At 67.5% G+C, this 14,853-nt stretch carries 12 protein-coding genes; 3 read left to right on the top strand and 9 right to left on the bottom strand.

What is annotated here, in order from left to right; all coding sequences use genetic code 11:
* Positions 1 to 32: 32 nt before the first annotated feature.
* Both AC3A5N_RS06775 and AC3A5N_RS06770 read right to left on the bottom strand, forming a co-directional pair.
* Positions 33 to 1,604, bottom strand: coding sequence for a DUF6504 family protein (locus tag AC3A5N_RS06775; protein ID WP_487736547.1), 1,572 nt, complete (start codon positions 1,602 to 1,604; stop codon positions 33 to 35).
* Positions 1,519 to 2,253, bottom strand: a complete 735-nt coding sequence (locus AC3A5N_RS06770) for a hypothetical protein (protein ID WP_487736546.1) — start codon at positions 2,251 to 2,253, stop codon at positions 1,519 to 1,521. Before AC3A5N_RS06770 ends, AC3A5N_RS06775 begins: the two co-directional genes overlap by 86 nt.
* Before the next feature lie 103 nt (positions 2,254 to 2,356).
* On the opposite strand from AC3A5N_RS06770, the gene AC3A5N_RS06765 reads away from it, so the two are divergent.
* Positions 2,357 to 2,839, top strand: a complete 483-nt coding sequence (locus AC3A5N_RS06765) for a pyridoxamine 5'-phosphate oxidase family protein (RefSeq protein WP_487736545.1) — start codon at positions 2,357 to 2,359, stop codon at positions 2,837 to 2,839.
* Positions 2,840 to 2,911: 72 nt separating this feature from the next.
* Here the strand turns inward: AC3A5N_RS06765 and AC3A5N_RS06760 are convergent, their stop codons facing one another.
* Positions 2,912 to 4,492, bottom strand: coding sequence for an amino acid permease (locus tag AC3A5N_RS06760; protein ID WP_487736544.1), 1,581 nt, complete (start codon positions 4,490 to 4,492; stop codon positions 2,912 to 2,914).
* Between the two features lie 93 nt (positions 4,493 to 4,585).
* The gene (locus AC3A5N_RS06755) at positions 4,586 to 6,022 is read right to left on the bottom strand and encodes a sodium-dependent transporter (protein WP_487736543.1); all 1,437 of its coding nucleotides are present in this window, start codon (positions 6,020 to 6,022) and stop codon (positions 4,586 to 4,588) included.
* Between the two features lie 103 nt (positions 6,023 to 6,125).
* Here AC3A5N_RS06755 and panB point away from each other — a divergent pair, with 103 nt between their 5' ends.
* Together panB and AC3A5N_RS06745 are read left to right on the top strand one after the other, a co-directional pair.
* Positions 6,126 to 6,995 carry a 3-methyl-2-oxobutanoate hydroxymethyltransferase gene (gene panB, locus AC3A5N_RS06750; RefSeq protein WP_487736542.1) on the top strand — a complete coding sequence of 290 codons (870 nt, stop codon included), beginning with the start codon at positions 6,126 to 6,128 and terminating at the stop codon, positions 6,993 to 6,995.
* Between the two features lie 96 nt (positions 6,996 to 7,091).
* Complete coding sequence (locus tag AC3A5N_RS06745; protein ID WP_487736541.1) at positions 7,092 to 8,165, top strand: DUF475 domain-containing protein; 1,074 nt, start codon at positions 7,092 to 7,094, stop codon at positions 8,163 to 8,165.
* Here AC3A5N_RS06745 and AC3A5N_RS06740 read toward each other — a convergent pair.
* From AC3A5N_RS06740 to AC3A5N_RS06720, 5 genes are read right to left on the bottom strand one after another with little or no spacing between them, the layout of a single operon-like run.
* Positions 8,137 to 9,102 (bottom strand): bile acid:sodium symporter family protein, encoded by a 966-nt coding sequence (locus tag AC3A5N_RS06740; protein ID WP_487736540.1) that lies wholly within the window; start codon positions 9,100 to 9,102, stop codon positions 8,137 to 8,139. The genes AC3A5N_RS06745 and AC3A5N_RS06740 overlap by 29 nt on opposite strands.
* 40 nt (positions 9,103 to 9,142) lie before the next feature.
* Positions 9,143 to 10,876: a tetratricopeptide repeat protein gene (locus AC3A5N_RS06735; protein ID WP_487736539.1), complete on the bottom strand. Its 1,734-nt coding sequence runs from the start codon at positions 10,874 to 10,876 to the stop codon at positions 9,143 to 9,145.
* A gap of 7 nt (positions 10,877 to 10,883) precedes the next feature.
* Positions 10,884 to 12,245 carry a PEP-CTERM-box response regulator transcription factor gene (gene prsR / locus AC3A5N_RS06730; protein ID WP_487736817.1) on the bottom strand — a complete coding sequence of 454 codons (1,362 nt, stop codon included), beginning with the start codon at positions 12,243 to 12,245 and terminating at the stop codon, positions 10,884 to 10,886.
* On the bottom strand, positions 12,245 to 13,465 hold the full coding sequence (gene prsK, locus AC3A5N_RS06725) for an XrtA/PEP-CTERM system histidine kinase PrsK (protein ID WP_487736538.1): 1,221 nt from the start codon (positions 13,463 to 13,465) through the stop codon (positions 12,245 to 12,247). The genes prsR and prsK overlap by 1 nt, the downstream gene beginning before the upstream one ends.
* Positions 13,462 to 14,847: a TIGR03013 family XrtA/PEP-CTERM system glycosyltransferase gene (locus AC3A5N_RS06720; RefSeq protein WP_487736537.1), complete on the bottom strand. Its 1,386-nt coding sequence runs from the start codon at positions 14,845 to 14,847 to the stop codon at positions 13,462 to 13,464. Before AC3A5N_RS06720 ends, prsK begins: the two co-directional genes overlap by 4 nt.
* Positions 14,848 to 14,853 lie beyond the last annotated feature (6 nt).

The following is a 14,853-nucleotide window of genomic DNA, read 5'->3' as shown; positions in this document are numbered from 1 at the left end:
ATATGTTCTCATGCCGGATTTGCCTAGCGCTTTCACGCGCATAGCCCTTGCAGGAACCAGTCCGGCAGCCCGCCGCGCCCGTCGTCGGGCAATCCGTGGCGGTAGATCCAGTAGCGGCATCCCGCGGTGTCCTCGACTCGGTAGTAATCGCGCAGACGGACAGTCGACCTCGATCGCCACCATTCGGGCGCAATGCGCTCGGGACCTTCGACGCGCGCAATCTCGCGCACCTGCCCGCGCCAGCGGAAGGCTTTCGGATGCCCATCCGGCGTGGCGTAGAGCACGGCGATCTTCTCCGCCCGGTCGAGCAGCTTCAGCGGTCGGGCGTGGAAGCGCAGTTCCTCCTGTGCGGCAGGCTCATGCTCCAGCGGCGGGCGCCAGCGCTGCGCGCGCTCGGGCATGTGGCTGGCGTGCACGACCGGGCGGCGCACCGCCTTCTCGCCGAGCCGTACCGTCAGCCGGTCGATGCAGGCGGCGAGCGAGGTGCCCTGCGTCTCGGCCGCCGCCTCGATATCGTCCTGCTCCAGCGCCAGCGGCTCGGTCCAGCTCGCGCGCATGCGCACCATCTCGATACCGAATCCGGCATCCACGTCGTCGAGCTTGGCCGAAAACAGCCGGCACATATGCGCCGGGTCCCGCGTGGCGGCGGAGAGTTCCAGATACCGCGTCGCCACGTCGCCATCCACCCGCCACAGGCCGATTTCGAGCCGTCGGGCGCCCTGCCCCTTGCCTTCGAGTTCGCGCGCCATGTCGCCGGCCAGATCGGCCACCACCTGGTCCAGCAGCTCGCGATGGCGGATCGGCTCGAGCAGCCGGCGCTGGACGAGCGGCGCTTGCCGCCGCACCACGGGCAGCAGCGGCTCCGACACGCGGCCGAGAAGCTGGTCCATCCGGATCAGCGGATTGGCCGCGGGCGACTTGCGGTTGCGGAAGCGCCGGTGGAGCGCGCTGCGGCCGATCCCGTGCAGGTCGCCCAGGCGCTTGAGGCCGAGACGGCGGAGCACTACGAGCACTTCGTCGTCAAGCCGCAGCGCGGCGACCGGCAGCTCCTCAAGGCATGCCGCTGTATCGTCGCCCGGCTGCAGGATCGCACGCTCCGGCCCGAAGTGCGACAGCGCCCAGGCCGCGCCTGCGGTCGGCGCGATCGCGAGGCGCGCGGCCAGGCCGCGACGGGCGAAAGCGGCCTGCGCATCGGCAAGCAGCCGCGCCTCGCCATCGAACAGATGCGCCACGGCGGTGACGTCGATCACTAGTCCGTCGGGCGCGTCGAGCGCGCTCCACGGCCCCCACTGTTGCGCCCAGACGGCCAGCTTCCCGAGAAATGCGAGATCGCCCTCCGGATCGGACGGGGCGACCTTCAGTCTCGGGCAGAGCGTACGCGCGTCGGCCAGCATCATGCCGCGCCGCGCGCCTGCGGCGCGGCCGGCATCGTTGACCGCATCGATGCGCGGCCCGTGCGCGGTTTCGGCGATCAGCGCGAGCGGGTCGGCGTCCGGCCCTTCCCCGCGCGCGCACCTCTCACCCAACCGCCAGCGGTCGATCGCCAGCCGCGGCAGCCACACCGACAGAATGCGGCGGGGCGGCGACGAGACTTCGTCCGTCATCACGCAATATCCATTCTCCAGGGGCATGGGCCCGCGCGCGGAACAGTTCGGCGCGCCAGCTCGGATTGCCGGGCGCGGCCGCGTTCCAGCGCGGCGGCGGCGAGGCGGCAGCGCGCACTTCCCACCGCATCCGGGCGGAAGAAAGATCGCGCTGCGCATCGAGCCGCACCAGCCACAGCGGCACGCCGTGCTTCTCCGCCGTGAGGCTCAATCGGCGCGAGGCGGTGAAATCGAGTGCCTTCGGGTTGCCCGTCAGTTCGCCGATCACGAAGGCGAGCTCGCGGCAGCGTAGCCCTTCCTCCAGGGCGAACAGCGCATCCTCCGCCTTCTCCGCCACGACATGGATCAGCCGGCAGCGCAGCTCCGCCGGAAGCCCGGGACGGTAAGGCCGCCCGGTCCGCCGCACCGCCGCGCGGTCCTGCACCCACAGGACGGCACGCCCATCCTCGCTCTCGGCAAGCGGCGAACGCAGCGCATCGCAGGCAAGTGCCAGCGCCAAGCCTGCCCCGCCGCCCTCGCACCCGCTGGCAAAGATCTCGCTATGCGCAGGCGCGGCAAGCCCCGGCCGCCAGCGCATGCTGCGCGCGGCGGCGAGCGCATCGACATCGCACAGGTCGGAAAGCGTCTTGGGCATGGAGGAACGACTCATATGTTCCTATTATGTTCCGTTCTGTGCCGATTGGCAACCGCTCGGTGCCGTAAGGAACGAAAGCTCCCGCCGCCCCGTTGCCCCCACGAAAGGAGCCATCCCCATGAAATACCGCCAAGGCGACCCCGACAAGCTGAAGACCCAATTCTGGACGGCGCTCGCGGATTCGCCGTTCCTCTTCCTCCAGCTCGACAGCGACACCACCAGCGCGGTGCCGATGAGCGCGCAGCTCGACAAGGACGCGAACAGCGCGATCTGGTTTTTCACCCACAAGCAGGGCAAGTTCGCCGCGCTCGGCCCGGCCACCGCGACGTTCGAGGGCAAGGGCCACGACATCTACGCGCGTTTCCACGGCACGCTGACGGTCGAGACCAGCCGCGAACGCTTCGATCAGTTCTGGAGCAACTTCGCCGAAGCCTGGTTCGACGGCGGCAAGGACGATCCCGACATCCTGTTCCTGCGTATGGACCTGGGCGAGGCGGAGATCTGGAACGGCGACATGGGACTGCTCGACACCGCCAAGATGGCGCTCGGCATGGACGTCCGCGAGGACGCGAGCAAGCAGCACGCCGACACCAGGCTCTAAAGCCGATCCGGCGGACAAAGAAAAAGGGCTGCCTCGCGAGGCAGCCCTTTCCCGTTTTCCAGAAAGGAGAACTCAGTCCGCCCGCCCATCAGGATGGATCGGGATCATCGTCTCCTCCCCGCCGATGTCGTCCACCACTTCCACGATCCCGCGGCCCAGATGGCTGCGACTGCGGCTGTAGAGGAAGTAGACGAGCAGCCCCAGCACCGTCCACGCCGGCAGGAACAGCATGGCCGCGCTCGGCAGGTTGAGGAACAGGAACAGACACCCTGCGATCGTCAACGGGGCGATGAGCCACAGTATGGGCACCCGGAAGCCCCGCGCGCGGCCGGGATCCCGGCGCCGGAGCACCATCACCGCCAGCGCCACCATGAAGAACGCATAGAGCGTCCCCGCATTGGAAATGTCGGCCAACTGCCCGACCGGGAAGAACGCGGCCGCCACGGCCACGACCGCGCCGGTGATCGCGGTCACCACGTGCGGCGTGTGGAACTTCGGGTGCACGCGGCTGAGCATCTCCGGCATCAGGCCGTCGCGGCTCATGACGAAGAAGATGCGCGTCTGCCCGAAGATCAGGATGAGAATGACCGACGGCAGGGCGAGGATCGCCGCGATCCCGATCGCATTGCCGAACCACGAGAAGCCCAGAACCTTCAGCACATGCGCGAGCGGCTCGTTCGAGCACACCAGCGCGTCGGCATATTGCGGCATCGCGCATTGCCGCGCGAGTTCGGGCGAGCCGGTTTCGAGCGGAATGCCCAGGGCGTCCATGATCGGCTGCCCGCCGATCGTGCCGATCGCACCTGCGGCGACTAGAACGTAGAACACGGTGCAGAACAGCAACGATCCGACCAGGCCGATCGGCACGTTGCGCTGCGGGTTCTTGGTTTCCTCCGCCGCGGTCGAGACCGCGTCGAAGCCGACATAGGCGAAGAACATCGTCGCCGCCGCGCCCACGGCGCCAACCCCGGTTCCGAAGCCGCCGAACACGCCGGCAGGCAGGAATGGATTGAACCTCTCCGCGTCGAACTCGACGCTGGTCAGCGTCAGCGCGACGAAGAGAGTCAGCGCGGTCACCTTGATCGCGACCAGCAGGGCGTTGAACTTGGCGCTTTCGCTCGTGCCGACGATCAGCAGGCTGGTGACCAGCAGCGCGATGAGCAGCGCGGGCAGGTTGATCAGGCCGCCCTCGGCGCCGCCAAGAGCCAGCGGTCCGGCGCTGAGCCAGGCGGGCAATTCTACGCCCAGCCCTCCCAGGATCGTGCCGGTGAAATAACCCGACCACCCGACCGACACGGCCGAGGCGGCGATTGCGTATTCCATGATCAGCGCCCAGCCGACCGTCCAGGCGAGGAATTCGCCCATGGTCGCGTAGCTGTAGGTGTAGGCGCTGCCGGCGACCGGGATCATCGAGGCGATCTCGGCATAACACAGCGCCGCGACGATGCAGACCGCCCCGGCAATGGCGAAGGCCAGCATGAGACCCGGCCCCGCCTTCTGTGCGCCGACCGAGGTCAGTACGAAAATGCCCGTGCCGATGACACAGCCGATGCCGAACAACGTGAGCTGGAACCAGCCCAGCGTACGCTTCAGCGACTTCTTTTCCGCCGTTGCAAGAATTGCATCCAGCGGTTTGACGCGATCCAGAAACATCAGGGGCTCTCCGCGGCCCGAGCGAGAATCCCCCGCCCCTCCCAGCCGGCGCGCCGTTTTATGCGATCGCGTTGCGCTGACAAGCGGGATTCATCAACCTGTCAACAAACTCGGAAACAGGCCGAACAGCAGGATCAGACCCACCGCCGCCGGGCACAGCCAGGCCACGAGGAAACGCCACAGGGCAAATGCTCCGCCCGAAAGTCCGCTCTGGGCTTCCACCAGGCGTCGATCGGCCCTCCAGCCGACGAAGATCGCCAGCAAGAGCCCCGCAAGCGGAAGCATGATCTTGCCGGTGAATCCGTCGAGCGTATCGAGGATGTCGGTCTCGGCGAAGATGCTCCAGAAACCGAGCGGCCGGACATCCGCCCACACGTTATAGCCCAGCGCACAGGCAATACCGATCAGGAACGATATGAAGCCGAGCAGCAATGCAGCCATCGGCCGGCGCAGCCCGAAGCGGTCCATTGCCCAGGCGGTCGGCCCTTCGAGCAGCGAGATGGAACTCGTCAGCGCGGCAAAGAAGATCAGCACGAAGAACAGCAAGCCGATCAGCGATCCCCCTGGCATCGTCTGGAACGCAACGGGCAGCGACTGGAAGATCAGCGCCGGACCGGCTGACGGATCGAGCCCTACCGCGAAAACGATGGGAAAGATCATCAGCCCGGCGACCAGAGCCACTGCCGTATCCGTGAGACTGATGGTCGCCGCCGTGGGGCCGAGATTGACGTCCTTCCCGACGTAGGCGCCATAGGTGATCAGTCCGCCGGCGCCGAGACTGAGGGAGAAGAATGCCTGGCCGAGCGCCTCGTTCATTACCGGCGTCGTCAGCTTGGAAAAATCGGGGGTAAACAGGAAACTCAGCGCGCGGCCGAAGTCGCCCGTGAATGCTCCGTAAATCGTGATGCAGATCAGAAGGACGAAGAACGTGGGCATCAGCCAGAGCGCCGCCTTCTCGATCCCGTCGTGCACACCGTTGGCGACGATCCCGATCGTCACCGCCATGAACACCGCGTGCACCAGGATCAGCCGGCCGGGGCTCGCAAAGAGATCCGCCATCATTCCGCTCACCGCGTCCTGGCCCATATCGGGAAAGGCGCCGCGCAGGGGCTCCCCTGCAAACGCATTGGAGAGGAAATCACCGCCCGAAAGCCAGACGTAGTAGATCACCCAGCCCGCAACGACCGAATAGAAGGAGAGGATAAGGAAGCCGGCAAGGATCTCGATCCCACCGAAAACCCGCCATCGGCGGGATACGCCCGATTGTTCGGCCACGCGCGAGACCGACTGCACCGCATCCGACTTGCCCGCCCGCCCGACGACGAATTCGGACAGCATCAGCGGCATTCCGATCAAGAGCACGCAGCCGAGGTAGAACAGCACGAAAGCCCCGCCGCCGTTCTCGCCGGCAAGGGTCGGAAAGCGCCAGATATTGCCGAGCCCCACCGCTGCGCCCACCGCCGCAAGAATGAAGGCCGTGCGCGAGGACCAGTTTTGCGTTCCCGCTTGCGCGCTTGGCGTTGCGACCATCGATTGTTCCCTTTCCCGTTCCTTACAGGCCCCTGTTGCAAGTTTCGCGCGCAAGGCCAAGGGCACGGTTGGCGGTTCCCCACCGGCGAGCTAGAAGACCGGCATGTCCACGACCTTCCAGCTCGATACCGCGACCAGCCGCGCTACCCCCACTCCGCAGCCGATGCGCCGCCTCACGGTGCCCAAGATCCGGCAGCGCAAGAAGGACGGCGTTACCGAAGAACCGCTGGTCATGCTGACGGCCTACACCGCGCGTCAGGCCCAGTTGCTCGACGCGCACTGCGATCTGCTGCTGGTCGGCGATTCGCTCGGCCAGGTGATCTACGGCCTCCCCTCCACCGTTCCGGTCACGCTCGACATGATGGCCAACCATGCGGCCGCCGTGGTGCGCGGCAGCTATCATTCGGTGGTAATCGTCGACATGCCCTTCGGCAGTTACGAAGCCTCGCCGCAGCAGGCGTTCGAAAGCGCCGCGCGCCTGCTCAAGGAAAGCGGAGCGGCCGGGGTGAAGCTCGAAGGCGGCGCGGCCATGGCCGAAACGGTCGCATTCCTCAGCCAGCGCGGCATTCCGGTGATGGGACACATCGGATTGACTCCGCAGGCGGTCAACGTGCTCGGCGGCTACGGCGCGCGCGGGCGCAGCGACGCCGAGGCGGCCAAGATCGTCGGCGACGCCAAGGCGCTCGACGAGGCCGGCGCCTTCGCCGTCGTCGTCGAAGGCGTGGTCGAGCCCATCGCGATCGAGGTGACCGAGAGCATCTCCTGTCCGACGATCGGGATCGGCGCTTCGGCCCGGTGCGACGGGCAAGTGCTGGTGGCCGAGGACATGCTCGGCATGTTCGAGCGGGTTCCGCGCTTCGTGAAGCGCTACGAGGAAATCGCCGAAGTCATCGCGAAGGCGGCGGAGACTTACGCCGCCGAAGTGCGCAGCCGCGCCTTTCCGGGCGAGGAGCAGACCTACCAGCCGAAATAGGCCGGCAAACGGCGGCGCGGGGAACTTGCGATTCCGCCGCGGATTTTCTAGCGCGCGTTCGCTCCACGAGCGCAGATATTTCGACGGGACCCCCGCATGGCTACGCTGCTTCGCTTCTATAAGTTCTCCTTTATTTTCACGCTGATCTGCCTCGCCCTCGGGGCGTGGTATGGCTGGTCGAGCTCGGGGGGCAACCTGGGCGCGACCGCATCGCTGCTGTGGATCATCGTCGTTCTCTCGGTGCTGGAGGTTTCACTCAGCTTCGACAATGCGGTGGTCAACGCATCGGTGCTCAAGGAAATGGACGAGGTCTGGCAGCGCCGCTTCCTGACCTGGGGCATCGCCTTCGCGGTCTTCGGCATGCGCGTCGTCTTCCCGCTGGCGATCGTCGCCATCGCCGCAGGCCTCGGGCCGGTCGAGACGCTCAATCTCTCGCTCAACGATCCGCTGCGGTACGAGGAGATCGTCAGCTCTGCCCACGTCGGCATCGCCGGCTTCGGTGGTGCCTTCCTCGCCATGGTCGGCCTCAAGTTCTTTTTCGATCTCGACAAGGACGTGCACTGGGTCCGCATTGTCGAGGTTCAGCTCGCCCGCTTCGCCGCGCTTCCGGCGGCGGAAATCGCGCTGCTCCTGCTGGTCCTGTGGGGCATTTCGACGATGCTCGATCCGGCCGATGCCCTCACGTTCCTCATCGCGGGCATTCTCGGCCTCGTCACCTTCATCGCGGTCGAGGGGGTCAATACCATTCTCGAAATGCGTGCGGAGGCCGCGCGGCTGCAAGGTGCGGTGGTGCGCAGCGGCCTGGGCGGGTTCCTCTACCTCAACGTGCTCGACGCCTCGTTCAGCTTCGACGGCGTGATCGGCGCCTTCGCGCTCTCGAACAACATGATCGTGATCGCGCTCGGCCTCTCGATCGGCGCGATGTTCGTGCGTTCGATGACCATTCACCTCGTCAAGCAAGGCACGCTCGCGCAGTACCGCTTCCTCGAGAACGGCGCCTTCTGGGCGATCATCGTGCTCGGGATGATTATGCTGTTCTCCGCGGTGGTCCACATTCCGGAAACGATCACCGGCCTGATCGGCGCGATCCTGATCGGCCTGTCGCTGTGGTGGTCGGTCCGCCACAACCGGCTCCAAGGGGTCAGCGGAGAGAGCGGGACAGCCGACTAGCCAGCGGGGCCGACGCCACCAATTGCAGCAGGTGGTAGGCGAGCAGCGGGGCCATCACGAGGCCCGCGCTCGCCGGAGGGAACAGGATCAGCGCGATCGGCGCGCCGCTCACCACGCTTTTGTGCGCGCCGGCGAACATGAACGAGATGCGCGTCGGCCGGTCGAGCCGGAACAGGCCCGAGAAGAGCCAGCTTCCGCCGAAGCCGACCGCCAGGAACGCGAGCAGCAGGCCGAGCAGGATCGCCCATTGTCCCGCTTCCAGCGTGGTCCAGATCCCTCGCTCGACCGCGCCCGAGAAGGCGACGTAGACCGCGATCGCGATCGCCAGCCGGTCCATTGTCGATACCAGCGCCGGGTGTGCCCGAACCCATGACCGTCCGACGCCCTGCAGCGCCTGCCCCAGCACGAACGGCACGACCAGCAGCGCGAGGATCTTGCCCAGGCCGCCGATACCGATCTCGGCCGTCCCGAAGCCGCCCATCACCGCAAACAGCGGCGCCGTAACGAACACACCCGCGATATTGAGCAGTGCCGCCGCCACGACCGACCGCGCGACGTCGCCGCCGGCGAGCGAGCTGTAGGCGGTCGCCGACTGGACGGTCGAGGCAAGCGTCCCCAGGAACAGCAAGCCGATCGCAAGCTCCTGCGGCAGATGGCCCGCGCCGATCCGCGACAGCCCGAGCCCCGTCAGCGCCATCGCCCCGAAGCACCAGACGAGCAGCGGCACGAGGAACCGCGCATGCCGCAGCCCATGCAGCACCTCGCCGCGCGGCAATCTTAGTCCGTTAAGCGCGAACAGCGCAAAGATAGCAAAGTTAGACACAACCTGCGCCACCTCCCGCCCTTCCCCCACGGCAGGAAAAATCGTCGCCAGTGCGATGGCCACAACAAGCAGGCGCACCATCGGGTCGATGCGAGAGAGGATCGGAATGGCCACGCCGCGGCCATGCCTAACGGCCGTTCGCCTGTCGAGTGGGCTAGCGCCCCGCGAGCGCTTGCGCCGCTGCGACGTTGCCGGAGGCGGCAAAAGCGCGGGCGAGAACGCGCCTCGCCAGCGGATCGCTGCGCTGGAGGCGATAGGCGTGTTCGGCAGCTTCGCGCGCACCGTTGACGTCGCCCTGCAACAAACCGGCTTCGGCTTTCAGCGCCCACAGCCGCGGATCGCGCCTGCCGCCGGAAACCAGAGCGTGATCGAGCAGCGCTACGCCCTGTTCCCGCCGGCCGGCATCGAAGGCGAGCAGTGCAAGCATGGCCGCAGCCTCCCGGTTGCGCGGCTCGGCGCGCAAATGCTCGTTGAGCAGCGCGTAGGCGGCGGAACGGTCGTTCTGCACGGCGTAGGCCGCGAGCATGCGGCGCGTCAGCGGCCACGACCTCCGGATGCCGGCGGCCGCGCGGTACCGCTCGAGCGCCTCAGCCGGCTGCCCGGCTGCCAGCAAGGCATCCCCGGCAAGCCCGAGCGCGTCGGAGGAACCGGGAAACCGCTCACGAAAGGCCTCGGCCGCCGCCGCCGCCTCCGGCAGCCGGTCCGCGGCGAGCAGACCGCGCACGAGCGCGACGGCATCGGCGCCGGTCGCCCCGCCGCGCGTCTGCGCGATCTCAACTGGAACGGACGTGGCGAGAGGCGCCAGGCGAGGTCCATCCACCCGGCTTGCCTTTTCCAGCAGCGGTGCGGCCCTGTCCCGCTGCCCCAGCGCCTCGTACGCGCGCCCGACGGTCGCAGCGAGATAGGGATCGGCATCGGAGCGCATCGCTGCATCGCCGAAGCGATAGACCAGTTCGCGGTCGTTGCCCGAAAGATGCAGCGCATGAGCGAGCAACCGGCGCGCCCGGCGGTTGTCGGGTTGACTCAGGAGCAGGCGGTCGAAGGTCTGCGCGGCGCTCGCAGGGTTGCCGCTCCGAAGATCGATCACACCCGAAAGCAGCGCCATGGCAGGGCTCAACCGGTCCAGGTCGCCGCGCCGCGAGAGCAACCCCCGCGCGAGATCGAAGTCGCCCGCGCGCGCTGCCAGAGTGGCCTGCAGGAAATAGAGGCGCGGATCACGGGGAGCGACTTCTGCCATCCGGCGCACGGCAGCCAGCATCTCGCTCGTCCGCCCGCTCTCCCCAAGCGTGGCGGCGTAGTCCGCCAGGATGTCGGCGTCGTCCGGCGCTGCTTCCAGCGCCCCCTCGAACCATGGCAATGCCGCCGCCGGGCCGCGGGTATCGCGGGTCAGCTGCCCCCTGAACCGCAACGCCTCCGGATTGCGCGGGCCGAGAGCGACCGCGCGCTCCGCCGCTTCGAGAGCAAGCGTATGCTCGCCGCCGAGATAACGCAGCCGGCCGATATCGACCCACAACTCGGGACTGTCGGGATCGCTTCGCAGCGCGCGGTCGAATGCAGCACCGGCGGCGGGAAGGTTGCCGCCACGCATTTCGAGCACGCCAAGCATATGGAAACCGTGCGCCCTGGTGGCAGGTGAGAAGTCGCCCGAAGCGAGCCAATCGCGCGCCTCGATCACCTTGCCCTGCGCGAGCTCCGCCTGTCCGAGATAGGCCGCGACGTCCGCCCGCGGAGTACCTTGCTCCAGCATCCGCCGCAGCACGATCTCCGCGCTCAGTCCGTCGCCACGTGCCAGTGCGGCGCGCGCGGTATCGAGCGGGGCGAGCTGGGGCTCTCCCTGACCGCACGCGACCAGCGCCAGCAGGGCGAAGCCTGCCAGCGCCCGACGCAAGACCGGTTTACGCCTGCAAGTCATACTGCTTGAGCAGGTCGTAGAGCGTTGGCCGGCTGATCCCGAGCAGCTTGGCCGTATGCGAGATATTGCCTTCGCTGCGCGCGAGTGCGTGGCGGATCATCTTGCGGTCCGATCGTTCCCTCGCGCCCTTCAGGTTGAGAGGGAAATCGTCCTCGTTCGCCGCGTCGAGGTCGAGATCCGCTGCGGTGATCAGCTTCCCGTCGGCCATGATCACCGCGCGCTTCACGCGGTTCTCCAGCTCGCGCACGTTGCCGGGCCAGCTCCAGCCGTCGATCGCCGCGAGTGCATCGGGTGCGAAGCCGCCGACGCCAGGGTTCATCTCGGCCGCGAAGCGCTTGAGAAACACCCGCGCGAGCAAGGCCGCGTCGCCCGCCCGCTCCGACAGCGGCGGAATCTTCACCACGATCTCGGCGAGGCGATAGAACAGGTCGTCGCGAAAGCGGCCCTCGGCGATCATCGCCTCGAGATCCTGATGCGTCGCGCATACGATCCGCGTGTCGATGTCGATCGCCTTGCGGCCGCCGATCCGCTCGATCTGCCGCTCCTGCAGGAAGCGCAGCAGCTTGACCTGGAGAGGCAGCGGGATGTCGCCGACTTCGTCGAGGAACAGCGTCCCACCGTGCGCCTGCTCGATCTTGCCTTCGGTGGTCTTCACTGCGCCGGTGAAGGCGCCCTTCTCGTGCCCGAACAGCTCCGCTTCGAGCAGGGTGTCCGGAATTGCGGCGCAATTGATCGCGACGAACCGCCCGCCCGCCCGATCGCTCGCCTCGTGCAAGCCTCGCGCGAGCAGTTCCTTGCCCGTCCCGCTCGCGCCGAGCAGCATGACCGAGACGCCGGTGTTCGCCACCCGCTCCATCGTGCGCGCGACTTTCATCATCTCGGGCGCCGCGGTGACGAGCCCGCCAAGCACGGTCCGGTCCTCCGCAGCCCTCAGGGCCAGGCGGCGATTCTCCTGCTCGATCTGCCGCAGGTTGCAAGCACGCCGGACGATCAGCCCGAGCGCCTCGATATCCACGGGCTTCTGATAGAAGTCGTAGGCGCCGCGTGCGATCGCGGCGAGCGCGCTCTCCCGTGCGCCGTGGCCGGACGCCACGATCACCTTGGTATCCGGCTTCAGCGCCATGATCGCGTCGAGCACGGCGAAGCCTTCGCTCACCCCGTCGGGATCAGGCGGCAGGCCGAGATCGAGCGTCACCACCGCCGGTGCATCGGCCCGCAGCGCGGCGAGCGCCGTCTCGCGGTCGGTGGCGCAGACGACCTCGAAATCTTCGTAGGCCCACCTGAGCTGCGCCTGGAGACCAAGATCGTCCTCGACGATCAGCAGACGCGGCTTGTCCTGCGCCATCATGCCGCCTCCGCGTTGCGAATGAGCTGGGCTGCGGCAAATAGCGGCAGGCTGATCGAGAAACGGGTGCCGATCCCTTCCCGCGAGTCGACGTCCAGCCGTCCGTCCATCGCCCGCACCAGCTCGCGCGCCTCGAACGCCCCAATGCCGAACCCGGAGGGTTTGGACGAGACGAAGGGCCGGAACAGTCCGTCGCGGATGAAATCGGCAGACATTCCTGCGCCGGAATCGATCACGTCGATCCGCCCGCGCACGCCGTCGCTGGCCACGTCGAGATAGACCGGCCCGTGTCCTTCACCCGCCTCGATCGCGTTTTGCACGAGGTGGACCAGCGCCTGCTCGAGCGCGTCCGGGTCGGCGAGCACCGCGACGCTCCCAGAATCGATGATGCTCAGGGAGGCGCCGTCGGCCAGCCGATTCTTCACTCGTGCGGCAAGCTCGCGCAGTTCCACCCGCTCGCGCCGCGTCCCGCCGTTGGCGCCGTAGCGTCCGAGGCGGGCGAGCAGCGCATTGAGCTTGTCCGCACTGTTGCGCAGGGTCACCAGCATGTCGGCGCGGAAGGCGGGATTGTCCGAATGGCGCTCGGCATTGCGGGCGAGCAGCGAAAGCTGGCTGGCCAGGTTCTTCACGTCGTGCATCACGAAGGCGATGCGGCGGCTGAACTCGTCGAACTGGCGCGCTTCCATCAGCGCTTCCTGCCCGGCGCGCTCGGCGAGATAGCTCGCAAGCTGCCGGCCTACGATGCCGAGCAGGTCGATGTCCTCCCCGTCGAGCTGCCGTCGCACGGCCGGATGGGCAAGAACGATGACTCCATGCAGACGGTCGAGATGGAGCAGCGGGACGAGCGCCCAGGCGTCCGCCGCGGCGGCAAGCCATTCGGGCGGTGCCCCGGCCCGCTCCCGCTCAGGTCCGGCGCGCGCCTCGCCGATATCGATGATTCTGCCCGTTCGCTCGACCTCCGCCGCGAACTCGATCGTGAACGCCATGCCCGGCACTTCGATCGCGGGCCAGCGCCAGCGCGCCGCGAGAACGAGAGTGCCGTCCTGCTCCGGCATGAACAGCAGTCCGCCGGCGCTCTCGGTCATCTCCGCAATGGCGCGGATCGCCCGCTCCGGCAGTGCCTCACCCGCCGGTCCGCCCTGCCCCATGGTCCGCGTGAAACGCAGCCATTCGGCGCGGTAGTCGTAGCGGTGGCGGAGGAAGCGCCGGAGCCCGATCATCGCGCGCCCTCCGGCCAGAGCACGACACGCAAGGTCTGAAGCAGGATCAGCAGGTCGAGGAAGGGCGTGTAGTTCTTCGCATAATAGAGGTCGTATTCGAGCTTGTGCCGCGCATCCTCGGTCGAGGCGCCATAGGGATAGTTGATCTGCGCCCAGCCGGTGATGCCCGGCTTCACCATGTGGCGTTCGGCATAATAGGGCAGGTCCTCCTCCAGTTCGGCGACGAAGCGGGGCACTTCGGGCCGCGGGCCGACGAAGCTCATCTCCCCCTTCAGCACGGTCCAGACCTGCGGCAGTTCGTCGATCCGCACTTTGCGGATGAACTTGCCGACCCGTGTCACGCGCGGGTCGTTGCGCTCGGCCCATTTCGCCCCATCCTTCTCGGCGTCGGCCGTCATCGAGCGGAGCTTGATGAGATTGAACGTCTGTCCGTAGAGCCCCACCCGCGTCTGGCGGAAGAAGGCGGGCCCCTTGCTGTCGAGCTTCACCAGCAGCGCGAACAGCACGATCACCGGCAGCGTGAGCAGCAGCAGGAGACCGCTCGCGGCAATGTCGAACAGGCGCTTCGCCGCACTGGAAACCATGCGGCCGGACGAGAAACCGTCGGAGAAGATCAGCCAGCTGGGGTTGAGGGAATCGAGATCGACCCGGCCGGTCTCGCGTTCGATGAAGCTGCTGAAGTCGTTGACGTGGACCCCCATCGTCTTGACCCGCAGCAGGTCCTTGAGCGGCAGCGCGTTGCGCCGCTCCTCCAGCGCGAGAACCACCTCGCTTACGCCGAGATTCTCCACGAAGCGGCCCAGGTCGTGGATGGCGGCGCGGGCGATCGCCTCTTCCACCACCCGCTCGCCATCGGTCATGGCGATGTAGGACACGATCGCGAAACCACTCTCGGGTCGGTCCGCCAGCTTGCGCAGGCGCTGCGCGCGCCGGCCGGCGCCGAGCACCATCACACGCCGGCGGAAAGTGGACGTGCCGAGAAACGAGCCGATCAGCAGCCGCCCGAACACCAGCAGCGCGGCCGAGATTACCATCGCGAACAGGAGCGTGGAGCGCCAGAAGGTCAGCCCCGGAAGAAAGAAGTCGATGAACGACAGCGCGATGATCGCAAGGCTGATCGCGACCAGCAGCCGCGCACAGGCGTAGCGCATCGACCGCAGCGCTTCGCTGCCGTAGACCCCGACCGAGATCATCGCGATCCACACCGTCAACGCGAAGCCGGCGAGCGGCGCGGCCCGATCAGACAGCGGCCCGGTGTCGATCCCCGCCTGCGAGGCGCGCGCGAGCCAGGCCAGCTCGCCCGCCGCCACGAGCAGCAGCAGGTCGACCAGCCCCAGCAGCAGCACCGCATGGGGAATGTAGTGCTTGAACAGGCGGATCATCTCAGT

The sequence above is a fragment of the Pelagerythrobacter sp. Soil_C_18 genome, from assembly GCF_057657235.1.
The sequence above is the reverse complement of the archived record's forward strand: the minus strand, read 5'-3'. Positions and strand labels throughout refer to the sequence as shown.